This window comes from Denitraticella aggregata (genome assembly GCF_048158365.1).
GTDB lineage: Bacteria > Pseudomonadota > Gammaproteobacteria > Burkholderiales > Rhodocyclaceae > Azoarcus_F.
The window spans coordinates 222,662-245,000 of record NZ_JBLLNL010000004.1; the positions used below are offsets into that span (position 1 = coordinate 222,662).

The 22,339-nt window shown below is 64.1% G+C and carries 23 protein-coding genes and 1 pseudogene; 10 read left to right on the top strand and 14 right to left on the bottom strand.

All coding sequences use genetic code 11. The annotated features are described in order from the left end of the window. The first annotated feature begins 10 nt into the window (after positions 1–10). Positions 11–2,506: an ABC transporter permease gene (locus ACKVEX_RS07570; protein WP_473215092.1), complete on the top strand. Its 2,496-nt coding sequence runs from the start codon at positions 11–13 to the stop codon at positions 2,504–2,506. A gap of 170 nt (positions 2,507–2,676) precedes the next feature. Here the strand turns inward: ACKVEX_RS07570 and ACKVEX_RS07575 are convergent, their stop codons facing one another. From ACKVEX_RS07575 to ACKVEX_RS07585, 3 genes are all read right to left on the bottom strand, one after another. Further along, on the bottom strand, positions 2,677–3,723 hold the full coding sequence (locus ACKVEX_RS07575) for a patatin-like phospholipase family protein (protein ID WP_473215093.1): 1,047 nt from the start codon (positions 3,721–3,723) through the stop codon (positions 2,677–2,679). Between the two features lie 101 nt (positions 3,724–3,824). Then, positions 3,825–4,625, bottom strand: coding sequence for an acetoacetate decarboxylase (locus ACKVEX_RS07580; RefSeq protein WP_473215094.1), 801 nt, complete (start codon positions 4,623–4,625; stop codon positions 3,825–3,827). Positions 4,626–4,635: 10 nt separating this feature from the next. Beyond that, on the bottom strand, positions 4,636–5,565 hold the full coding sequence (locus ACKVEX_RS07585) for a 3-hydroxybutyrate dehydrogenase (protein WP_473215095.1): 930 nt from the start codon (positions 5,563–5,565) through the stop codon (positions 4,636–4,638). 147 nt (positions 5,566–5,712) lie between these two features. On the opposite strand from ACKVEX_RS07585, the pseudogene ACKVEX_RS07590 reads away from it, so the two are divergent. Together ACKVEX_RS07590 and ACKVEX_RS07595 are read left to right on the top strand one after the other, a co-directional pair. After that, a pseudogene (locus tag ACKVEX_RS07590) lies at positions 5,713–5,919 on the top strand (IS1595 family transposase); the annotation flags it as partial. Positions 5,920–6,035: 116 nt separating this feature from the next. After that, the gene (locus tag ACKVEX_RS07595) at positions 6,036–7,448 is read left to right on the top strand and encodes a DNA recombination protein RmuC (protein WP_473215096.1); all 1,413 of its coding nucleotides are present in this window, start codon (positions 6,036–6,038) and stop codon (positions 7,446–7,448) included. Between the two features lie 63 nt (positions 7,449–7,511). On the opposite strand, the gene moaA is transcribed toward ACKVEX_RS07595, so the two are convergent. Beyond that, entirely contained in the window at positions 7,512–8,597 is a 1,086-nt protein-coding gene (gene moaA, locus ACKVEX_RS07600) for a GTP 3',8-cyclase MoaA (RefSeq protein WP_473215097.1), read from the bottom strand. Between the two features lie 267 nt (positions 8,598–8,864). Between moaA and ACKVEX_RS07605 the strand changes: the two genes are divergently transcribed. From ACKVEX_RS07605 to ACKVEX_RS07620, 4 genes are all read left to right on the top strand, one after another. Beyond that, a complete protein-coding gene (locus tag ACKVEX_RS07605; protein ID WP_473215098.1) occupies positions 8,865–11,288 on the top strand; it encodes a Lon protease family protein in 2,424 nt (807 codons plus the stop codon). Positions 11,289–11,577: 289 nt separating this feature from the next. Further along, positions 11,578–11,886, top strand: coding sequence for a hypothetical protein (locus tag ACKVEX_RS07610; protein WP_473215099.1), 309 nt, complete (start codon positions 11,578–11,580; stop codon positions 11,884–11,886). An 11-nt stretch (positions 11,887–11,897) separates the two neighbouring features. Further along, the gene (locus ACKVEX_RS07615) at positions 11,898–12,218 is read left to right on the top strand and encodes a heavy metal-binding domain-containing protein (protein WP_473215100.1); all 321 of its coding nucleotides are present in this window, start codon (positions 11,898–11,900) and stop codon (positions 12,216–12,218) included. Positions 12,219–12,512: 294 nt separating this feature from the next. Next, the gene (locus ACKVEX_RS07620; protein WP_473215101.1) at positions 12,513–12,911 is read left to right on the top strand and encodes a DUF2703 domain-containing protein; all 399 of its coding nucleotides are present in this window, start codon (positions 12,513–12,515) and stop codon (positions 12,909–12,911) included. A 31-nt stretch (positions 12,912–12,942) separates the two neighbouring features. Here the strand turns inward: ACKVEX_RS07620 and ACKVEX_RS07625 are convergent, their stop codons facing one another. The 10 genes from ACKVEX_RS07625 to ACKVEX_RS07670 form a co-directional block, all read right to left on the bottom strand. Further along, on the bottom strand, positions 12,943–13,752 hold the full coding sequence (locus ACKVEX_RS07625) for a secretin N-terminal domain-containing protein (RefSeq protein WP_473215102.1): 810 nt from the start codon (positions 13,750–13,752) through the stop codon (positions 12,943–12,945). A 58-nt stretch (positions 13,753–13,810) separates the two neighbouring features. Further along, positions 13,811–13,969: a DUF6639 family protein gene (locus tag ACKVEX_RS07630; RefSeq protein ID WP_473215125.1), complete on the bottom strand. Its 159-nt coding sequence runs from the start codon at positions 13,967–13,969 to the stop codon at positions 13,811–13,813. A gap of 422 nt (positions 13,970–14,391) precedes the next feature. Next, complete coding sequence (locus ACKVEX_RS07635) at positions 14,392–15,657, bottom strand: patatin-like phospholipase family protein (RefSeq protein WP_473215103.1); 1,266 nt, start codon at positions 15,655–15,657, stop codon at positions 14,392–14,394. A gap of 262 nt (positions 15,658–15,919) precedes the next feature. Next, positions 15,920–16,057 (bottom strand): hypothetical protein, encoded by a 138-nt coding sequence (locus tag ACKVEX_RS07640; RefSeq protein ID WP_473215104.1) that lies wholly within the window; start codon positions 16,055–16,057, stop codon positions 15,920–15,922. Positions 16,058–16,094: 37 nt separating this feature from the next. Further along, the gene (locus ACKVEX_RS07645; RefSeq protein ID WP_473215105.1) at positions 16,095–16,880 is read right to left on the bottom strand and encodes a sulfite exporter TauE/SafE family protein; all 786 of its coding nucleotides are present in this window, start codon (positions 16,878–16,880) and stop codon (positions 16,095–16,097) included. A gap of 261 nt (positions 16,881–17,141) precedes the next feature. Next, complete coding sequence (locus ACKVEX_RS07650) at positions 17,142–17,597, bottom strand: PAS domain-containing protein (protein ID WP_473215106.1); 456 nt, start codon at positions 17,595–17,597, stop codon at positions 17,142–17,144. Between the two features lie 83 nt (positions 17,598–17,680). Beyond that, positions 17,681–18,106, bottom strand: a complete 426-nt coding sequence (locus ACKVEX_RS07655) for a putative toxin-antitoxin system toxin component, PIN family (protein ID WP_473215107.1) — start codon at positions 18,104–18,106, stop codon at positions 17,681–17,683. Beyond that, positions 18,093–18,368 carry a type II toxin-antitoxin system Phd/YefM family antitoxin gene (locus ACKVEX_RS07660; protein WP_473215108.1) on the bottom strand — a complete coding sequence of 92 codons (276 nt, stop codon included), beginning with the start codon at positions 18,366–18,368 and terminating at the stop codon, positions 18,093–18,095. Before ACKVEX_RS07660 ends, ACKVEX_RS07655 begins: the two co-directional genes overlap by 14 nt. Before the next feature lie 437 nt (positions 18,369–18,805). Continuing rightward, entirely contained in the window at positions 18,806–18,979 is a 174-nt protein-coding gene (locus ACKVEX_RS07665; protein ID WP_473215109.1) for a DUF6435 family protein, read from the bottom strand. Between the two features lie 169 nt (positions 18,980–19,148). Further along, positions 19,149–20,186, bottom strand: coding sequence for an IS5 family transposase (locus ACKVEX_RS07670; protein WP_473215110.1), 1,038 nt, complete (start codon positions 20,184–20,186; stop codon positions 19,149–19,151). Between the two features lie 591 nt (positions 20,187–20,777). Between ACKVEX_RS07670 and ACKVEX_RS07675 the strand changes: the two genes are divergently transcribed. From ACKVEX_RS07675 to ACKVEX_RS07685, 3 genes are all read left to right on the top strand, one after another. After that, on the top strand, positions 20,778–21,011 hold the full coding sequence (locus ACKVEX_RS07675; protein WP_473215111.1) for an addiction module protein: 234 nt from the start codon (positions 20,778–20,780) through the stop codon (positions 21,009–21,011). Beyond that, the gene (locus ACKVEX_RS07680; RefSeq protein ID WP_473215112.1) at positions 21,008–21,301 is read left to right on the top strand and encodes a type II toxin-antitoxin system RelE/ParE family toxin; all 294 of its coding nucleotides are present in this window, start codon (positions 21,008–21,010) and stop codon (positions 21,299–21,301) included. Before ACKVEX_RS07675 ends, ACKVEX_RS07680 begins: the two co-directional genes overlap by 4 nt. A 320-nt stretch (positions 21,302–21,621) precedes the next feature. Continuing rightward, on the top strand, positions 21,622–22,011 hold the full coding sequence (locus ACKVEX_RS07685) for a hypothetical protein (protein WP_473215113.1): 390 nt from the start codon (positions 21,622–21,624) through the stop codon (positions 22,009–22,011). Positions 22,012–22,339: the final 328 nt, after the last annotated feature.

Genomic DNA, 22,339 nt, shown 5'->3' on the forward strand with positions numbered 1-22,339 from the left:
CCACCCACCCATGAAAACCGTACGTCTTGCTTTCCGCATGATGCTGCGCGACCTGCGCGCCGGCGAACTCCATCTGCTCGGTCTGGCCATCCTGATCGCGGTCGCCAGCCTGACCAGCGTGGGCTTCCTGGCCGACCGGGTCGCACGCGGGCTCGATCGCGAAGCGAACCAGTTGCTCGGCGGGGATCTGCTGCTGCGCGCCGATCAACCCTGGGGCACCACGTTCCACGACGAGGCCCGCAGACGCGGGCTGGAAGTCGTCGACACGGTGCTGTTCACCAGCATGGTCAGCACCGAGGAGGAGGCGCAGCTGGCCGGCGTGAAGGTGGTCGAGCCGGGTTACCCGCTGCGCGGGGCGGTGCGGATCGCGCCGGGCCCCAATCAGCCGGATGAACTGGCCGAGCGGGTGCCCGAGCGGGGCGAGGTGTGGCTGGACGAGCGCCTGTTCTCGACGCTCGGCGTCGCGGTCGGCGAAACGGTCGGGCTGGGTCTGCTCGAATTCCGGGTCGGCGGCATGGTCACCTTCGAGTCCGATCGCGGTGCGAACTTCTTCAGCCTTTTGCCGCGCGCAATCTTCAACGTTGCCGATCTGGCCGACTCGGGCCTGCTCGTGGCAGGCAGTCGCGCGACCTGGCGCCTGCATGTCGCGGGCGACCTCCAGTCGGTCGAGGCTTTCGAACGCTGGGCGACCCAGAATCTTGAACGCGGGCAGGCGGTGGAGACGATCGAGAATGCGCGACCCGAGGTGCGCGGGGCGCTCGATCAGGCTCAGCGTTTCCTGCGCCTGGCCGCCTTGCTGTCGGTGATCCTGGCAGCGGTGGCGGTCGGCCTGTCGGCCCGCCGCTTCATGCGGCGCCATCTGGACGGTTGTGCGGTGATGCGCTGCGTTGGCGCTAAACAGTCGCAAGTGCTGCGCATCGTGGTCGGCGAATTCATCTTCTTCGGAATGTTCGCCGCGCTGCTTGGCTCGGCGCTGGGCTGGATGGTGCAGTTCGCGCTGGTCATGGTGCTGGCCGAGCTGATGCAGGTCGAGCTGCCGCCGGCGTCGCTGGTGCCGCTCGCGCACGGGCTGGTGGTCGGTCTGGCCCTGCTGGTCGGCTTCGTGCTGCCGCAACTGCTGCGCCTGGGCAAGGTGTCGACGCTGAGAGTGTTGCGGCGCGAACTGGGCGGGGTGGAGTCGGCCAGCGGCACCGCCTGGGTGCTGGGCGCGGTCGTGTTGTTCGGCATCGTCTTCTGGATCGCCGGCGACTTCAGGCTGGGTGTGATGGTGGCCGTCGGTTTCGCGGTCGCGCTCGGCATGTTCGCTCTCGCCGCGTGGCTGCTGTTGCGCGGCCTGTCACAACTGAAGGGGCAGGGCAGCCTGCGAGGCGGCGGCTGGCGCTACGGGCTCGCTTCATTGAACCGACGCATCGGCGCGAGCGTGATCCAGATCAGTGCGCTCGGTCTGGGCATGGCCGCGCTGTTGCTGCTCACGCTGATACGCGGCGATCTGCTCGAGAACTGGCGTCAGATGACGCCCGCGGATGCGCCGAACCGCTTCATCATCAACATCCAGCCCGACCAGCGCGACGCTGTGTCGAACCACTTCGTCGCCAACGGGTTCGTTGCGCCCGATATCCTGCCGATGATCCGCGGCCGGCTGGTCGCGGTCAACGACCGGCCGCTCAACCCGGACGAATACGACGATGTGCAGACCCGCCGGCTGGCCGAGCGCGAGTTCAATCTGAGCTACGCCGCGCGCTTGCCCGAAACCAACGTCGCCGTCGCCGGGCGGTGGCACGGCGCCGATCGCACGCCGCAGTTCTCGATCGAGAAGGGCCTGCTCGAGACCTTCGGCCTGCGGCTCGGCGACCGGGTGCGCTTCGACATCGCCGGGCGCCTGGTCGAGGCGCCGATCACCAGTGTGCGCGAGCTCGAGTGGGATTCGATGCGTGTGAACTTCTTCTTCATCGCGGCCGAGGGCATGCTCGACAACGACCCGGCCAGCCTCGTGACCGCATTTCATCTGCCGCCGGGCGAGCACGCCTTCACCACCGGACTGATCAACCGCTTTCCCAACCTGTCGGTCATCGATGTCGCCGCGGTGATTGCGCAGGTGCAGGCGGTGACCGACAAGCTGGTGCTGATCGTGCAGTTCGTGTTCGGTTTCGCGGTGCTGGCGGGGCTGACGGTGCTGTATGCGGCGCTGCAGTCCACCCACGACGAACGCGACTTCGAACTCGCGATGCTGCGCACCCTTGGCGCGCGCAATCGCCAGCTTCGCCAGGCCTTGCTGGCCGAGTTCGCGGTGCTCGGAGCGGCCGCTGGTGTGCTGGCCGGGCTGGGCGCGACCGCGATCGGCTGGGCGCTGGCGCACTACGTGTTCAAGATGGCCTATATCCCCAGCCTGCTGCCGATGACACTCGCCACCGCGGTGGGGGTCGCCGGCGTAGTGGCCGGCGGGTGGCTCGGAACCCGCCATCTGCTCGCGCGACCACCGCTGACCAGCTTGCGTGCGCTCGCGTGACGGACTGTTACGGATGGTGGAGCCATGGCAATCTCATGGACGTATAGCATCCTTCCAGCGTCGATATCGCGGCTCACGCCGCGCCCGCGGTGGTTGCTCGACGAACCCGGTGCGCTCGGTTCGTGCGGCAAGCGGGGGTAATTCCGGGCTCGAAGACCGCGCCTATCGAATCAGCGGTGCACCACAACGCCTTCGATCGGGTCGAACGCATCCTTCCATGGTGCCGCGACGATCCGCTGGCGCGCCATGTCATACCCCGCCTGCCAGCGCGCGGCAATGCCCTCCGCGGTGAAGTCGAGGTCCTTGGTGTGATCCTCGCCGGGAAGCTCGGGCACCCGCATTTCGAGTACGTGCATGACGGTGCCGCAGCCCCAATCGAGCAGTCCTTCGGCGGCGCTCCTGGCCTTATCCGGTAGCAGCTTGCCCAGTTCGCGCACGACATGGCGCAGATGGTGAATCTCGCGCTGCTGCTCGATGTGATGATCGGCACGGCTGGAGAACTGGATGTCCTTCAGTCGACTCATGACCTCGCCGATCGACGCTGGGGCCTCGCCTTCCTGTTGCCACAGTCGCGCCGAAAAGATCAGGGAGTCACGACGCGGCTGATCGTCCATCACCGCTTCGATTGGCGTGTTGGAGTAAATGCCTCCGTCCCAATAGGGTGATCCATCAATCATCACTGCCGGGAATGCGGGCGGTAGCGCGCCGGAGGCGAGCACATGTTCCACTCCGACGCGCTCGTGGCGACTGTCAAAATAGCGCATCCGGCCGCTTTGGACGTTCACGGCACCCAGGGTGAGCCGCAGGCCACTCTGGCCTTCGGGGGAAAACTCCATCAGCGAGGCGAGCGTTTCACGCAACGGCCTGGTGCCGTAATACGCGGCGTTGGTCACGCCCAGTGGCGCACCCGTGCTCATCCATGCGGCCGGATTCGGCTCGAAGAAGCCGGGGATACCGCGCGATACGGCGCCCAGGTTGTGCATCAGCGGCCCCAGGCCCAGCGCGTTCCAGTAGCGCGCCGACACCGAGCCGTCGGCCACCAGATCCCAGAACTGGCGCAGGCGCTGCAGACGATTGGCGGGCGTGTTGCCCGCGATCAGTGCGCCGTTGATGGCGCCGATCGACGTGCCCACGATCCAGTCCGGCTCTATGCGCGCCTCGTGCAGCGCCTCATACACGCCGGCCTGGAAGGCCCCCAGTGCGCCACCGCCCTGCATGACCAGCACGACCTGGCCCGGCAGCCCGTCCCTGGGCAGCGCATCGACGCGACATTGATCGGCTGCAGAGCTTTGCGAAGTACTTCTTTTGCGTGTGCCTGTCATGGGTGCCTGTCCTCGGAACCGGATGATCCGGTCAGCAGATAATCGTGCAGAACCCGCCCATAGGGCAGGGTCAGGTCGGCGACGAAGTGAAGACCGCCGAGCGGCTTGCGCACCGGCAGGTCGGCCACAGGCGCGTTCGCGTGCGGCACCAGGTGCAGCCGCGCCGGGCCCGACCAGGCGCCCTTTACGGTGATGTCGGTCAGGTTGTACGCGACGAGCTGCGCGATCGACAGCTCCCCGTCCACTCCGGGAATGAGCTTCAGATTCACCTGGGTCTTGCTCATCTTGGCCACGATGGAGGCCGACGAGCATTGTTTCTGGCCGAGAACGTCGTACAACAGGTGCTGGTGCTTGTAGCCCATGGTACCCACCGCCACCCGCAGCCCGGCGTAGTCCAGCGTGCCGGTGAGGGTGTCATGCACGACGCCGAGCGTAGGCAGTCCGCGCTTTTTCGGGAATCCCCAGATTTCACGTCCGCCCGCGATCGGCGATTCGGCGTCCAGATACATCTGGGCGGTAAAGTTGACATGCTCGCCCTGATGGAGGGCCGGAATCACGACACCGGACTCGGTGTAGCTGCCGAAGCCGGCCGAGTCCGGCATGAGGATAAATTCGTAGAGCACGGTGTTGCTGCCGTCCGGTTCGAGCGGTTCGGGCAATGCGGCGCGGATCGCATCGGGGTCCGACTCGTAGGTGATGATCAGGTATTCGCGATCAATGAAGCGGTATGGTCCGCGCGGATAGGACGGAGAGGCTGCCGGCATCGAGGCCAGCGCGAGAATGTCGTCGTGGTTCACCGATGCGTGCTCATTGCGCCGTCCAGCCGCCGTCGATCGACATCAGCGCGCCGGTGATCGATTCGGCCGCATCGCTGGCCAGGTAGCTGGCGAGCGACGCGATCTGCTCCACCGTGACGAACTGCCGGGTGGGCTGGCCCGCCAGCATCACCGTATCGACCACTTCCTTCTCTGCGATCCCGCGCTCCTTGGCGGTATCGGCGATCTGATTCTTCACCAGCTCGGTCCAGACATAGCCAGGGCAGATTCCGTTGACCGTGATGCCGGCTTCGGCGACTTCGAGCGCAACGGATTTGGTCAGCCCGGCGATGCCATGCTTGGCCGCGACGTAGGCCGACTTGAAGGGAGAAGCGACCAGCGCGTGGGCCGACGCGACCTGGATGATGCGTCCCCACTTTTTGCGCTTCATGCCAGGCAGCGCGAGCCGGATGGTGTGAAAGGCGGAGGTCAGGTTGATCGCGATGATCGCGTCCCACTTGGCCACCGGAAACTCGTCGACCGGGGCGACGAACTGGATACCGGCGTTGTTCACCAGAACATCCACGCCACCGAACTTGGTCTCGATCTCCTCGAACATGGCCTCGATCGTCTCTGGGCGGCTCATGTCGGCGCCGTTGTAGCGCACCTCAACGCCGTATTCCGTGGCCAGTCGCGCGCGAATCGCCTCGATCTCGCCAGCGTCGCCGAACCCGTTGAGCACGATGTTCGCGCCTTCGCTGGCCAGCTTTTCGGCGATTCCCAGGCCGATGCCGCTCGTCGATCCGGTCACAAGTGCAGTTTTTCCTGAAAGCATGTTGAAATTTTCCCCGGTGTTTGCTCGCGAACCGCCGATTGGCCGGACCGGCCTCGCGGTCTGCGGGCATAAGCTATAGACGTCGGCGGAGGTCCGTTCCTTACTGCGGAATGTCCGTCGGCGAGCGCGGAAACCGTTGCGATGCATGGAGTTCGGAAATGGCCATGTCGGTGCCCCGACCGTTCATCATTCTCGCCTGCGCTGCCGCGCTCCGCTCCGACATCGTAGCGGCTCCCGATCGACCAAAAGGTCTTGCGCGGTGTGAGCGGGTCGGCTCATGTTTAGACGCCGGCCGTTCATTGGGTCGCCTCGCTGGTGAAGAGGTGGTTGATGGGAATCCATCAGGGGTCAGTGCAGCAAGGCCAACTGGATTACTATCTTGAATAATTCGTTTTTCGGTTCAATCTTCGTAGCTCAAGGGTACGTGGGTCGCTGTTCTATCGACTCATGGAGCAGGCCGTCCGCACGTCGCCGATTACCTGCGCGGATGTGACCCGGAAAAGAGAATCCAGAGAGAAAAAGGGGCTTGGTGGAGCTAAGTTGAATAGCCCACAATTTCATACAGTATCAACGGATGATCCGGTGCGCGAACGCGCGTTCCTGACGATGGGGTCTGCATGGATTGGTTGTCCCGACTGCCGGCGATCGAGCAGGAAACCTGGCTCGTCGCTTTCGCGCTGCTGCTGTCGCTGGTGCTCGGCGTGCTTGCGATGCTGCTCAGGCTGGGGCGCCTTGAACGCCGGCTCGACCAGCGCATCGGCATGGCGGTCGAGGAGTCGAACGGCGCCCACTACCGCGCCTTCGTCGCCGACCTGCATCAGGCGCTGGAGCGCCAGACCGACCGGATGACGCTGCAGGCCGGGCAGGGCGCCGAGCGGATCGGCGCGACGCTGGAGCGCGGGCAGCAGGCCGACCGCCACGCGCTGCATCAGCTCCACGCCGACCTGCAGGCGAAGTTCGCGGTGCAGCGCGAGGAGGTCGGCGAGCGCCTGCTTGCGCTGGGGGCCGCGGTCAATAACGCACACGAACGTTTTCGTGGCGAAGTGCTGGAGCAGGTGCTGACCCGGCTGTCCATGCATGCGCGGGCGGATCGCGAACTGCTGCAGGACGGCCTGAAGACGGCCTCCGGTCAGCTCGCGACCAGCATGGAGGCCCTGTCCCGCACGATCGACGACCGCCTCGAGCAGATCACCGGTCATGTCAATCAGCGCCTGGACGAGGGTTTTCGCAAGACCAACGAGACTTTCGCCAACGTGATGGCGCGGCTGGCGACGATAGACGAGGCGCAGAAGAAGATCGACGGGCTGACCACCAACGTCGTGAGCCTGCAGGAACTGCTCGGCGACAAGCGCGCGCGCGGCGCCTTCGGCGAGGTGCAGCTCGAGGCGCTGGTGCGCAACATGCTGGCCCCCGAGGCCTTCGCGTTCCAGGCGGTGCTGTCGAACAACACCCGCGTCGACTGCCTGCTGAAGCTGCCCGAGCCGACCGGCCTGGTCGCCGTGGACGCCAAGTTCCCGCTCGAGAACTACCACCGCATGCTCGACGGCAGTACCGGGGACATGGACCGCCGCCTCGCGGCCACCGCATTCCGCGCGGACGTGAAGCGCCACATCGATGCGATCGCGACCAAGTACATCATCGCTGGCGAGACATCCGACGGCGCGCTGATGTTCGTGCCGGCCGAGGCCGTGTTCGCCGAGATTCATGCCTATCACCCGGAGCTGGTCTCGCACGCACAGGCCCGGCGGGTGTGGGTGGTGTCGCCGACCACGCTGATGGCGGTCCTCAACACCGCGCGGGCGGTGCTCAAGGACGTCGAGACGCGCAAGCAGATACACGTGATCAAGGATGCGCTCGGCAAACTCGCGAAGGATTTCGTGCGCTTCGACGAACGCATGAACGCGCTGGCCCGCCATATCGAGCAGGCGAACAAGGACGTGCAGGACGTGCAGGTGAGCTCGCGCAAGATCACCGCGCATTTCCACAAGATCGAATCGGCCCAGCTCGACGAGATCGAACACAGGGACTGATCGTCGCGCGGTTGGCGGGCGCGCGCACCGCGCGGTCGCGTCCCCGACCGGGTGGCCGTCGCGTCAGCCGCCGATGTAGGACATCTCGATCTTGCGTTGCTTGGCAGTGTTGGCGGTGCGGATCTCCGAATAGCGATCGTCGCGCCGCGTCCAGACCACGCCGATCGCGCGATCGATGTCCTCATCGGATGCGCCGTCGCGCAGCAATGCGCGCAGGTCGTGGCCGCCCTGCGCGAACAGACAGGTGTAGAGCTTGCCCTCGGTCGACAGGCGGATGCGGGTGCAGGTGGAGCAGAAGGCCTGGGTCACCGACGAGATCACGCCGATCTCGCCCGAACCGTCACGATAGCGCCAGCGCTCGGCGACCTCGCCGACATAGTTCGGATCCACCTGTTCCAGCGGAAACACCGCGTCGATGCGCTCGACGATGTCGCGCGACGGCACGACCTCGTCCATCTTCCAGCCGTTGGAACTGCCCACATCCATGAACTCGATGAAGCGCACGATGTGACCGCTGCCGCGGAAATGGCGGGCCATGTCCACGACACCCGCGTCATTGACGCCGCGCTTGACCACCATATTGACCTTGACCGGCCCCAGGCCGGCTTCGGCGGCCGCATCTATGCCCTTCAGCACCGACGAGACCGGGTAGTCCGCGTCGTTCATCGCGCGAAAGGTCGGATCGTCGATCGCGTCCAGACTGACCGTGACCCTGTGCAGGCCGGCCCGCTTCAGCGTCCTGGCCATCTTCGGCAACAGTACGCCGTTGGTGGTCAGCGTCAGTTCCACGCCTGGCAGCGTGGCTAGCATCTCGATCAGGTTCTCGACATGCTTGCGCAGCAGCGGTTCGCCGCCGGTGATGCGGATCTTGCGCACCCCGCGTGCGGCGAAGACCCGCGCGATGCGGGCGATCTCCTCGAAACTGAGCAATTCGGTGCGCGGCAGGAACGGGTAGTCCTTGCCGAACACCGAACGCGGCATGCAATAGACGCAGCGGAAATTGCAGCGGTCGGTGACCGAGATGCGCAGATCCCGCACTTCGCGACCCCGCAGATCGGCAAACGGACCCTCGCCGATCGCCGGCTGCGCCTGCGCCGCGTGTAGCAGATCGGTGTCGGCCGAACCGGCGTGTATCGGGATGATCCTCATGTCTCGGTGCCCCGGGGCTCTTGTTGTTGTCGTGTATCGTACGCTGCGTCTGAGTGCTTGACCACGGCTGCGCAAAACGGTTTCCAGGACCGCCGCATGGGTCGCTGTCGACGGATGCTGCGCGAGCTGCGCATGGATGCGCACAAATCCCGTGCCCGCCGGGGTAGGATTATCCGCACGCACGTCATCGGCGCAAGCCACCCGCACCCGGCTGCGCTATCACGCGGACGCGGCGCGCTCACAGCCGACCATGGAGAACAACAACACATGCCACAGATCAACGAGCTGTCCGTGGAAAAACTGCGCACCCGATGCGACCCCGACATGTTCGAATTCGACACGACCGCCAGCCTCGCCGATCTTCCCGAGGGGCTGGAGCAGGCCCGCGCGGACGAGGCGCTGCGCTTCGGCCTCGCGATGAAGCACCCGGGCTACAACGTGTTCGTGCTCGGCGAGTCCGGCACCGGACGCCATGCGATCGTGTTCCGCCTGCTGAAGGAACTGGCCGACCCTGGCGAGGTGCCCCCCGACCTGTGCTATGTCCATAATTTCGACGATCCGCAGCGTCCGCGGCTGCTGACGCTGCCCGCCGGTCGCGGCGGTCAGTTCAGAACCGACATGCTGACTTTCGTGCGCGACCTGGGTCCCGCGATCGACGCCGCACTGGACAGCGAGACCCATGTCAACCGCATCGAGGCCCTGCAGGAGGCGCACAAGGCCCGCGAGGAAGAGGGGTTGCGCGAACTGAAGGAGGCTTGTGCGGCCGACGCCGTGTCGTTGCTTCAGACGCCGGAGGGGTTCGTGTTCGCGCCCACCCGCGAGGGGCAACCGATGTCGCCCGAGGACTTCGACGCGCTGCCGGCCGACGAGAAGTCGGCGATCGAGGAAAAGGTTGGGCACTGGAGCGATCGACTGGCCGATCTGCTGGAGGAGTTTCCTGGCTGGCGCAAGGCCTTGTACGAATCGTCCTGCCGTGCCGAGCGCGAGGCGCTGGCGCCGACCGTCGCCCACCTGTCGCGCGACCTGCGGGAACGCTATGCCGATCTCGAGCAGGTGCTGGCCTTTCTGGACGCGGTGCAGAACGACCTGCTCGACAGCGGTGCGAACTGGGGCAGCAGCGACGGCGACGAAGACGAGGTTCGCGAGGAGGAAGCCAGCAAGCGCTTCCATCGCTATCAGGTCAAGCTGCTCGTCGACAACGCCGACACGCAGGGCGCGCCGGTGGTGTATGAGGACAACCCCGGCTTTGGCAGCCTGATCGGCCGGATCGAGCACGTCGTGCATATGGGCAACCAGGTGAGCCATTTCAACCTGATCCGGGCCGGCGCGATGCACCGTGCGCGCGGCGGATACCTGGTGGTCGATGCCGAACGGCTGTTCGCGCAACCCTATGCGTGGGATGGACTCAAGCGCGTACTGCGCAACCGCGAGATCCGCATCGAGCCGCCGGCCGAGGCACAGCAGTGGAACTCGATCGTCACGCTCGAGCCCGAGCCGGTGTCCTGCGATCTGAAGGTGATCCTGGTCGGCGATCGCAGCGTGTTCTACCTGCTCAACGAGCACGATCCCGACTTCGCCGAGCTGTTCAAGGTCGCCGCCGACTTCGACGACGAGATGTCGCGCACGCCCGGCAACATCCGTTACTACGCGCATCTGCTCGCGATGCTGGGCCGCAACGCCAGCCTGCTGCCGTTCGACCGCAAGGCGGTGGCGCGGCTGATCGAGCAGGGCGCGCGCCTGGCCGAGGATTCGGGCAAATTGTCGCTCTACACCCGCAAGCTCGCCGACCTGATGCGCGAGGCCGATTTTCATGCGCGTTCGGCATCGCGCGAGCTGGTCTCGCGCGAACACGTCGACTGGGCGATCGCGGCCCGCGCACGGCGTTTCGGGCGGTACGCGGAGCGGGTGATCGAGTCCATCGTCGAGGGCACGACGCTGATCTCCACCGACGGCATGCGTGCCGGGCAGATCAACGGCCTGGTCGTGGTTGAACTGGCCGGCGAGCATTTCGGCCATCCGGTGCGCATCACCGCGACCGCGCGGCTGGGCGACGGTGACGTCGTCGACATCGAACGCGAGACCGAACTGGGCGGGGCGATCCACTCCAAGGGCGTGATGATCCTGAGCGCGTTCCTGGCCGCGCGTTATGCGCGTCACCAGCCGCTGTCGCTGTCGGCCAGCCTCGTGTTCGAACAGTCGTATGCGCAGGTGGAAGGCGACTCTGCGTCGCTGGCGGAGCTGTGTGCATTGTTGTCGGCGCTCGCGGACGTGCCGATCAAGCAGTCGCTAGCGATCACCGGATCGGTGAACCAGTTTGGCGAGGCGCAGGTGGTCGGTGGCGTGAATGAGAAGATCGAGGGCTTCTTCGACCTGTGCGCGATGCGCGGCCTGAACGGCGAACACGGCGTGGTCATCCCGGCTGCGAGCGTGCGCCACCTGATGCTGCGCGACGACGTGGTAGAGGCGGCGCGCAAGGGCCTGTTCCGCATTCACACGGTCGACACCGTCGACGACGCAATGTCCATCCTGACCGGTCTGCCGGCCGGCGTGCCGGACGTGAAGGGCGTGATCCCGCGCGGCACGATCAACCACAAGGTCGCTGCGGCGCTGGACGTGATGGCGGCGGCCCAGAGTGCGTTCTCGGCCGGCCACGACCGGCACCCGCGACGCCGACACAGGGGCGAGGCCTGAACGCATCATCTGCTCTCCCTCCCCTTCAAGGGGAGGGCCGGGGTGGGGATGGGTTGCACTGCGGCTCCCGTAACCCATCCCCCTCCTGACCTCCCCCTTCAATGGGGTGGAATCAGGTGCCCGAACGGACCTCACACATTTTGCTGCCGGCTCAGTAAGATGAATGCAGAAAACCTCCGTGGCAAGGTTGCTCCATGACGATCGCTGCCGACGACGCGGAGCGTCCGGCGGCGCTGCGGCGCATTCCGGGAAGCGCCGGGTGCCGCGCGATCATGGCACGGACATGTTCATGGGCTATGAATTCCGCAACCTCGGCAACGATTGCGACCGCGCGGTGTACCGGCCCGACGAGCGCACGATCATCATCAACACCGCCGCGCCGACGGTGCAGCTCTATGTGGATGGTCGCGGCTACTTCCGCGATTCGGCGCGGCTGTTGCTGGCCGAACTATTCATGGACGTGATCTCGGACGAACTGGCGCGACGCATCGTCGAGAAGTCGGGCAGTCAGCACGACGTCGAGGCCTGGCACGCGGCCAAACTGTCGGTCATCCGCCGCTACGGCAGCGACATCCATATGTCCTTTTCCAGCAAATGAGGGGTGCGAACATGCTGATCACGACCACACCGACCGTCGAGGGCAAGACCATCCGCAGCTATCACGGCATCGTGACCGGCGAGGCGATCATCGGCGCCAACTTCCTGAAGGACATGTTCGCGGGCGTGCGCGACTTCGTCGGCGGTCGCGCCGGTTCCTACGAGAAGACGCTGCGGGCGGCACGCGACAACGCGTTCGAGGACATGACCGAAGCCGCCGCGAAGCTGGGCGCCAACGCGGTCGTCGGCGTCGATATCGACTACGAGGTGCTCGGCGAGAAGAACGGCATGCTGATGGTCACCGTGTGCGGAACCGCGGTGCGCATCGACTGACCCTTACCGGGTCGATGCCATTACAGGGGCGTCCGCGGGCTGAAAAGGTGGTGCCGCTCCCACCCGCCCCCGGTCTCAGCGCGACTTCGCATCCCGAGTGAACGAGATCGAGGTCCAGTCCTCGGTGGGATCCAGTTCCAGCGCCGCGCGAAGGTCGTAGCGCACCGCATCGAGAGTCTCCGGATTCGCGTCGCGCTGAGGTGTGGCGTGGTCGCCCCGCAGGTCGATTCCGGCCTAATCCTGCGACAATGGTGCACCAGCGCAACGGACCTAAGCAGGTCGGGGGGGGGGACGGTGAAAGAACTCAGAATCCTGTGGCAACGGCTCGTGACCGATGCGGGAAGCACATGCCCGAGATGTGGCAGCACGCAGCAGGAAATCGAGCGCGCACTCGTCCGGCTGAAGGGCACGCTGGAACCGATGGGTGTCACGCCGGTACTCGCGATTCGCGAGATCGACGAGGCGAGCTTCAAGGCGCAGCCGCTGGAATCGAACCGGGTGTGGATCGCGGGTACACCCTTCGAGGCCTGGCTGGACGGCAGCGTCGGCGCCAGTCCGTGCTGCGACGCCTGCGGCGACTCGGAGTGCCGCACCGTCGAAGTCGATGGGACCCACTACGAGACGATACCGGAGAACCTGCTGGTGCGCGCGGCGCTGATCGCGGCGAGCCAGTTGCTCGATCCGACGCTGTAGCCGGCCGCCAACGGCGTCCAAGGCATGCGGGCTAATGTTCCGCCCGCTCCACCTTGAGCCAGATCGAGCGGTTCTCGCGTTGTTCGGACCGGCCGGTACTGAAGCTGCCGCCCCGCTGGACGAACGCCTCCTCGCGCGTGCCGCCGAGTTCGATCCATTCGCCCAGCGCCCCCTCTACGGTGGTGGTCAGGCGCTGGCTGTCTATCGCCGGAAGTCGTCCCCGCGGTGTCGCCTGCTCGGTCTGCTGCGAGATCTGCACGGTCACGCGGTCGCCGCGCAACCTTGGCTCTGCGTGGAAACCGCTTCCGACATCGCGGTAGGCGATGCTTTCACTGATGACCGCGCCGCCGGGTCCTACCACCACCTCCCGCATCGGTAGCGGCAGCGACCGGCCGACCTGGATGAAGGCCCGTCCGCCATCGATCGTCTGCACCATCTGGGTTGCGCCTGTATTACGCTGGTTGCGCGTGTCCCAGACCCGCAGCTCGCCGCTTGCCTGACGGCTGCCGCCGAGCACGATCTGGCCGCGCGCGGCGGCACCACGATCGGCTTCCATCGTCTGCCGGTCCTGCGCCACCCGGATGATCAATCGCGCCGGGGGTGTGTCGAGGGCCGCCAGTGCCCGCTCGATGTCAGCGCGATTCCGTGGCGAACCGATCATGAAGAGCCGATCGTTCACGCCGGTCAGCGTACCCCCCGGTTCGACCAGCGGCTGCAGCACCGGCAGCACCTCTTCGGCGGTCCGGTGCTTCAGCGGGATGACCTCGAGAGCTTGCGCCTGAGTAATGCCGATCCAGCATAGCAGGCAAAGGCCCAGCAGGGTGTGCAGCGCGTGACGCATGGACTTCTCCTCCGGGGGGAGACGCGTGTATCGGAACGTGATTGCTCGCTTACAGAAGTCATTTTCCAACAGTTTTCCGGATCGTCGCGAACATCGTCACGTAGGCGACGTATTCGTGCGCGGCGAGCGGCAGCGTGCTCGAACTCTGGTGGCAGGCCACGACCGCGTGAGCGACCTCATGTGGGACTGCGCTGCGATACAGGCTGTGATTGGGCAGGGTTCAGGCAGCATGGGTCTCGAACAGTCCGGCCAGCACCGGCGACAGCACGAAGTCGAACTCGGCCGCAAACCGGCGAGCGGTCGGCCGTCCATGTCCAGCACGCGGTCCGACAGGTCGCTGATCTGACCCGCGGCGCGGTCACTTCGGCCCTCCACTCGGGTCAGGTCGTTGTCCTTGTGCAGCGGCGGTGTGACCGGGTAGAAGGGGCCGGCGCTCTGGCTAGGCGTCAGCGCACGCTGCGCTGCGGCGAGTTGCGCGGACAGCAGCGCAGCGCTGCCGCCGAGCACGAGCTGGCGGCGCAGTCGGGAGGGTCGGGACATGGAACAACCTTGGGTGACGGGAAGATGGTCTTGGGACCCACGTCTGGAGGGTGTGTTCCCCGCGGTGGCAGGGATCAGTGGGTGGGTGCCCGTGCCTTCCTATCGTGTTCCGGGCAGCACGCGGTTCACGTGAAGTGCGCTGCCCGGAATCTCCGGAGCAAGCGCCTCGGTCCGCCAGGAGGACGATTCCCGCCCCAACCGTCGTCCTTCTGCCGTAAGCACCTGCATCACCCGTGGATCGAACAGGCGCTCTGTCTGGAGCGGCAACTCGAGGTCGGGTGAAACGGCGACATAGAAGAAATCAGCCTCGGTATCCAGATCCCGTGCGAGCAACTCGACTCCGAACTGCATGTGCCGGAGCGTCACGCGCATCGAATAGCTGGTGAGCACCTCGGCGCTGCGCTTCGCGACCGGCATCCAGGACAGTTTCATCAGCTCCGGATCCACGTCGAGAAAGCCGTTCACGATCATCCAGAAACGCAGCTTCGGCATCGCAGCACCGGGATTCCGCGCGGCGAACGCACGAAACACCTGCACGATCTCGTCGCGATCGAGGCCGACGAATGCCGCCTGGGCAATGGCGCCGTCGGCGTACAGGACCCCGTCGATATCCACCGGGGGAAACGCCGCCGGAATGGCTGCCGAGGATATGAGGCTACGGTGGATCCTGCCCAGGTCCTGGGTTTCGAGCGCCTGCACCGCCATCGGACCCACGTCCCAGATGCGGAAACGGCCGAGATCCAGGTCCGTCGATCCCAGCAGCAGTTTGCGATGCTCGGCGTGCGCTTCGGCAATACCGAGCACGGTGGTCAGATCGATCTCGGATGCGATCCGATCGGCCAATGGCTGACTGTCGAAGAACGACGGTTGCTGCGGAAGGAAGAACAGAAGGCCACGCAGTGTCGCCAGCCGATCGCTGGCCTCCCGATACAACTGGTCGATGCGTTCAATGGAATGATCCGTCCCCAGGAGACTGAACGGCGCGATCAGCGCCCCGGTGCTCACCCCCGTGACGAGGTCGAACTCCGGGCGCTGAAACGACGGATCCTGCACCTCGGACCATCCCTGCAGCACACCGACCCCGAACGCGCCGAACTGCCCTCCACTGGAGAGCATCAGCACCTCATAGGTGAATGGTTCGTCTGATCGGCCCTCGCGCTGTTGTTCGGAAAGGCGATACTCCAGTCGCCGCAGCAGCCGTTCGGCGATTTCGTCCCGCTGTGCCAGTGAATGCGCCTCATGCTCAGCCACGCGCTGCGCGAAGGTCTGTTCCGACATCGCGCGGGGCGCGCCGGCACAACCGACGAGCGCCGACGCTGCCAGGAACAGCGCCAGCACGGGCACGATCATTTTCGCCAACGGCATCGTCAAACTCCTTTCAGTGGTGTTCCTTCCCGCACCGCCTTGGTTGATTGCCCGACATCATAGTCGGGTGTCCGAGACGATCAAAGCGGATGGCGTGACGCTGCTTGGAGGAGTTGCCCGTTCGCCGCCGCCGCCCAAAGCGATACGCCTGCGCCGGCCAGCGAAGACAGAATGCCATGCCCCAGGATGGCATCTTTGCGCGGTGCGTGGCGCCCGAAGATCGAAGGATCGGGCCGCCGATCACTGGCGAGTAGGGCCGTGGTCATGACGTCAGCGACTCCAGTCCACACTGTTCATGCACCCGTGCCGCGGACAATTCCAGTCCGTTGGGCCAGCACAGGGCGCCGGCGTCGATGAAGGCCCGGCGGAAATAGACGGGATCGCGCAGCGTCTCCAGCAAGGGGCCGGAGCGTTGCAGTAGTGCTCCGCCGTCGCCCCTATCGGCCGCCCGGTGGCCACAGCAGGCCCACCACGCTCACCGCGATCAGCACCACGCCAAGCACGCGGAAGAACAGCGGCGTGTCGGCCGACACGATGCGCTGGTGAAAGCGCTCGCCGACGAGATGTCCGACGAAGGCGCAGGGCAGCAGCCACAGATGGTGGATGAGCTGCAGATCGACGCCGGCGACCATGAAGGACACCATCTTGATCACGACGAGGATGAACCACAGCACGAACAGCGTGTCGCGCAGCTGGTGCTTGGCCACGTGTGACGCATAGACCGCGACGATCAGCGGCGCGCCGATCAGCGAGGTGCCGCTGACGTAGCCGCCGAGCATGAGCAGGCCGGCATCGGCGTAGCGGTTGCTGCTGCGGAACGGGCGGTTGAGCAGATAACCGATGGCATAGACGATGACGATGCAGAAGATGATCACCGTCATCACACGGGCAGGCAACGTCAGCAGGCCGATGACGCCAATCAGCTTGGGCACGATCATGATCTTCATCGTGTGCCACAGGTAGGGCCAGTCGATGTTGCTGACCCCGACCTGATCGGGGTTCTCCCGCTTGATCCGGCGATGCCCGCGCCACGCGATCCAGCTCGAGAAGATCATCAGGTGCACCGCGATCAACGGCAGGAAGACCAGCGGGTCGTTGTGCACCAGCAGCAGAAATGGCAGGGCCAGCACCGCACCGCCGAAACCCAGACCCGTTCGTACGAAGCCGCTCCAGACGAAGATCAGACCGATGACGACGTACTGGTACGGGAGCAGTTCGGACATGAAGCGTACCGTTCAGGATTGGCACCCGAGCATAGCGGGACGCACCTTGCCGTGCCAGTGCGCGTGACGACCAGGCGGGCTTTCGGGGCATGGCGCGTGGCGAAACTGGTCGTCTTGCGAAGGATAGGAGATCGCGTCGGGGCGTCTGTTTTGCTCGACTGACGGTGGCGACCCAAAGCTGAAGGAGCGATCCACAGCCCCTACGGCAGCAATGCAGCGATTCCAGCATGACGCGGTGAAGCCATGTCGGCTCGCATCCGATCAGTCGACAATCCCGTTCAACGAGTCGGGGCGAGCTTCCTCGGCGGGAATCGGGTTCTGGTGGCCAACGAAGTATTTCAACTTGCCGGTATTGTCGAATACCGGACGGATGCGCAGCCGATTCCAGAATTTTGTGCCGTCCTTGCGGTAGTTGAGGATGTCGATAGTGATCCTCGTTTCGGCCGCGATGGCGTGGCGTATGGCTTCGATCGCGTTCGGATCGGTATCCGGGCCCTGCAGAAAGCGGCAGTTGCGGCCCAGGACTTCTTGTGGCGGATAACCGGTCTGCTCCTCGAAATCGTCGCTGGTGTAGATGATCGGCGTATCCGGCAGCGCCGGGTCCGAGATGACGACGCTCTTTTCGCGCTCGTCATCGGTGAGCATGGCTACCTTGGAGGTATCGCCGTATCCGTTTCTGGTCATTGCAGATTCTTCCTTTATCTTGACAAGTTCCATGGTGCCGGCAGGTCTCGACGATCGAGTCGCGGTTGAGGATCGCGGACTTGCGGTCGTAAATACGCAGCGCCCTCTATAACGGCTCAGCGTTCCAGAAAGTCCCGTGGCAGGACAACCGGAATTCCGCGATAGGGGTTGAGCGTCAGCAAGTCCTCGTCGCTGCTGACCACGACATCGGCCGAGCAGGCGAGGGCCAAGGCCAGGAACTTGTTGTCACGCGGGTCCCGGCAAGGCTCCAGAAGCATCATCGCGTCGGCCTCGGAGACGCGGAACAGCCGCGCGTGCCGGCGGTAGAGTTCGACGAACTGCAGGCGTACATCGCGGTCGAGGTATCGGTCGAATCTCTCTCGCGACATGACCTCACCGAGTTCGGCAAGCGTCGAGTCGGAGACGCACAATTCGGCTTTCGCGATAGCCTTCAGAAAAGCCTGTCGCGGAATCGATCTGGGTCGAAGGGCTGCGCTGACCAGCGTGCTGGTGTCGAAGACAACCCGATTAACGAAGTTCATTCGCCATCCGCTGTACATCACTGTCGGACAGGTCGAGCGCCTCGGGTTTCAGGCGCGCATCCGCGGAGCGGAAGAAAGCCTCAAAATCGCTCACAACGCGTTCGCGCTGCTCTCGGACGGCCAGCAACTCCTTCATGTCCTCGGGCGACAGGACGAAGGCCACTGGACGGCCGCGGCGAGTGATGGTGACCGGTTCGCGCTGGGCGCTGTCGATCAACTCGCCAAAGCGATTCTGGGCCTCGACGGAGGTTACGGTACGCATGATCAATCTCCTGGCGTAAATAGCTAGTATGGTGATTATAGGCAAAACGGCGTGTTTGCGTACAATCGAGCTTTCACGCGCTCCAAGATCAGCCCAGGCGACCCGGTGTGCAGGCCAACTACGATTTGGCGGACTACGAATTACCGGCGGTGGTGAGGGCCTACTCCAGCAGGCCGGGTTGGCGGCAGGCGGCAAACCTCACCAGAGGCTACCCAGTTCGGCCACACCGAGCATCGACAAGGGGCGGAGCCGGGTCAGTGCCATTCGATCTGCCCAGGGGCCCATTCCCGCCCCGTAAACGCAAAAACGCTACCCCGAAGGATGGCATCGTTGCGTGCGGTGTGGCTCCCCCGAGCTGGGCTCCCCTCCATCGCTTGGATCGGTTCAGTGCCGGGTAAGCTTTGTTGGTCTGAAGAGCTTTGCCGGGACAGCGGGGCTCAGGGCGACTTGTCGAGCGCGTCGAGTTGTTTCTCGAGCTCCGCCGCCTCTGCGGTAAGGCGTGAATAGTTGAGAATGTCGCCGTTGCGCTGGCAATTCATGGCCTCCTCGAGCTTGCTTCTGTATGCCGATTCGAGTTTCTTGCGCGGGTCGGATTTGAATAGTCCAAACATTTATGGGCACCTCGAATAACCCGAGGTTTTGCATGAATCCCGCCGCGCAATGACGCACGCAACCGAACTCGGTTCATTTTCTTCAGCGAACCGCCATTTTGTTAGGCGGTGTCGCCCCGTTTTCTCTGCGAATCGCACGGGGAGCCGGCGATTCGGCCCATTTCGGGCGTCAGAAGGCCTCGATTCCGGCCTTCTGGAAGTACACCAGCCGCTTCAGGTTGTAGCAGGCGGCCATCATCGTCATCGCAAAGTTCGCTCGCGCCTGGCCGATCGTGCGGATCAGCTTGCCACCCATCTGATCGATGGCCGCGAACACGTGCTCGACCCGGGCACGCGTCTTGGCGATACGGTGATTACGCCCTTGCTGGCATTCGGACAGCGGCTTGTTACGAGTGCCTTTGCGCTGGATCTGATTACGGTAACCCTTGTCCTTGAGCCAGTCTTCACGCCCCTTGGACGTGTAGCCCCGGTCCGTATAGACGTCTCGGCTCGTGTTCAGGGTGTAGAACACGCTCTCGAAGTGCTGGCTGTCGTGGATGCTGGCCGTACCTGTCTCGATCTTGCGGATGACCTTGTACTTCTTGTCGACGTTGATCGAGAGCTTGTAGCCGAAGTGACTCTTGCCGTGCTTCTTGGTCCAGGTGGCATCGGTGTCTTTCTGGCGCCGCTTGGCCGGCTTCCAGTCAGCCGGCATCGCGCCATCCTTGACGAGCTTGTTCTCTTCACGGCTGTTGCGTTGCTTCGGCGCGGGCACCAGCGTCGCATCGACGATCTGACCGCCCCGAGCGATGTAGCCGTGCTTGAGCAGTTGGGTCGTGACTCCGTCGAACAGGACCTTCGCGCCGGCTTCGCCGATGCGGTTCTCGAATGTCCACACAGTCGTTCGATCCGGGATATTGACCGCGCTAGCCAACCCGCAGAAGCGCTTGTAGCTCATCCGGTCAAGCAACTGGTACTCCATCTGTTCGTCCGAAAGGTTGTACAGCCGCTTCAACACCAGAATGCGTACCATCGTCTCCGTGGGATACGGCGGACGACCGCCTTGTGGACTCATCGGACGCGGCGCCACCCGATCCACTTCCGCCGCCAACCACCCGAAATCGATGTACGACTCGATCTCGGCCAGCGGATCTCCGAGCGTGTCGATCTTCTTGCGGTGATGCTCGTCGGCGAACAGGTCGGTTTTGATGGCGGTGCGCTTCTTCATGGCTGGCGGCAGAGCACGAAATCAGGACGAAGCAATTCTACCAATCACAGGGGTGTCGAGGTTTTTCGAGGTGCCCTTATGTTTCCTGCCGAGATTGGGGGTGTAGGGCGGCCGGGGCAAAACTCAATAGATCGTGAGTCGCTGGTGTTATCGAGCTGATTGCATCGACCAAAAAAAACGGCTGCGGTTCATCGACCGAATCGAGCTCGTGCTGCCTTGAGTCGCTCTGATGGTGTTCCGCCACACTGTCGCGGTGCGCGCAGGACGTGCCACGCTGGGGAGAGGGCGCGCGACTGTCTCACGTTTGCCCATAGTGGCCCGAGGTTCGGCCGTCGGAGGCGGGGGACGGGGGTGGCCATGGCGCCGGGGGCGGCTGGCAGTGGAGCGCCTACTGACGACCCAAAGCTGAAGTAGCGATCCTCAACCCCTACGTCAGCAAGGCAGCGGTTGGAGTCATTGGCTGGCATGAACTGACTCGGCTCCGCACGGCGGCCTACTGAGGCATTTCGCCGTGACGCTCCGAACGCCGCCTTCTTCTTCAGGTTTGTCGCGGCTACAATAAAGCAATCATCACGAAACTCGGATCCAGCCATGCGTATGACTGTCGAACAAATCGCCGACGAGGCCCTTGCACTGCCCAGCGAGGCGCGTGCGCTCTTAGCCGACCGGCTCGTTGAGAGCCTCGATCCGGCCGAAGACGGTTATATTCGCCAACTCTGGTTGCAGGAAGCAAATCGGCGCATAGCTGAAGTGCGTAGCGGTGCGGTAGAGACGGTTTCCGCCGAGACAGCATTCAAAGAAGTCCGGCAAGCTATCGCCCGATGAGGGTCGAGTTTCACCCGGAAGCCTTGATCGAATTCCGCGCTGCTGCCGAGTATTACGAACAACAGCAGACCGCACTGGGCGAGCGCTTTGTCAACGCTGTCGAAATGGCTATTGCCCATGTCGCTGACGCACCCACGTCGTGTCGCGTCATCGAGGGAGACATCCGTCGCTGCCTGACGAGAGTCTTTCCCTACGCCGTGCTCTACTCGATCGAGCTCGACCATATCCTTGTCGTGGCAGTCATGCACTGCTGCCGCAAACCAGGATACTGGCGCAATCGGAACATCTGAGATACGGCAGTAACCAACTGATCTTTCGACTGCAGTATTTTCGCGAAATTGGCAAGGGCCTCACGAGTATCGCATCGGGCAGCTTTCAAAGCGCGGAAATCGTGTCTGACCCCATTTTCGTGACCCCATTTTCGTGCGAGGGCATCGTGTTCGAGCAGGCGATCGACACCGATCAGTGGCGCGCCAGGCTCGCTCCGTGAGCCACCACGCTCGGCACACTTGCAGCAAACGGATTGGCCCACCGCACGGGCCAGGGGGATTTGAGTCCAGCTTGCGGCCCCCGCCACATCGGCAACGCCGCTAAAGAGGAGAACAGCATCATGATTCGCGAAGAATGGAAGTTCGACTACCGCGCCGATGAACTGGCCGAGGCGGCGCAGCAGAAGTTGCGGTTTCACGACGAGCGGCTCGCCTTCTGGCGCCAGAAGAAACAGGAGATCATGAACACGATCCGGGCCGACGGGCTCGAGATCGACGAGAAGATCGCCGCTGGTTTCAGCAACCCCAAATCTCGCGACTGGCACCTCGGCGCACAGGTGCTGGTCCGCAACGATCTGCAGAAGGGCCTGGAGGAATGCCTCGAGAAGCTCGAGTGGCATACCGCCCGGCGTGACGAGTATGACGGCTGGCACCAGGTGCGGTGCGCCCAGACCGCCAAGCGACTGGAGCTCGATATCGCCGACTGGCTGTTCTTCTTCGAGCGGGTGTGAGCATGGACACCGAACGCGTTTGTATCGGAGACGACTACAAGAGTAGGTCTCCTAATGTGCGTGCTGGGTGGTAACACACGACATGATCCTGTTTACGTGGGCATGTATCACGCTCGATATGGATTTTTAATGTTAGCGTTGAGCCTACCCATTTGATTTGCGATTCAAACAGGACCTCATCTGTTTCACCTGAGAGCAGTCTCTGAAGTCCATGCGTACAGGGCCGTGGATCAAAGTGGCGAGCTAGCCATAGATGGTCATCCTGCTCACGGGCGATCGGCGCTCACAAACAACAAAAACTTAACTGCCTACGATGACAAAATCTTGC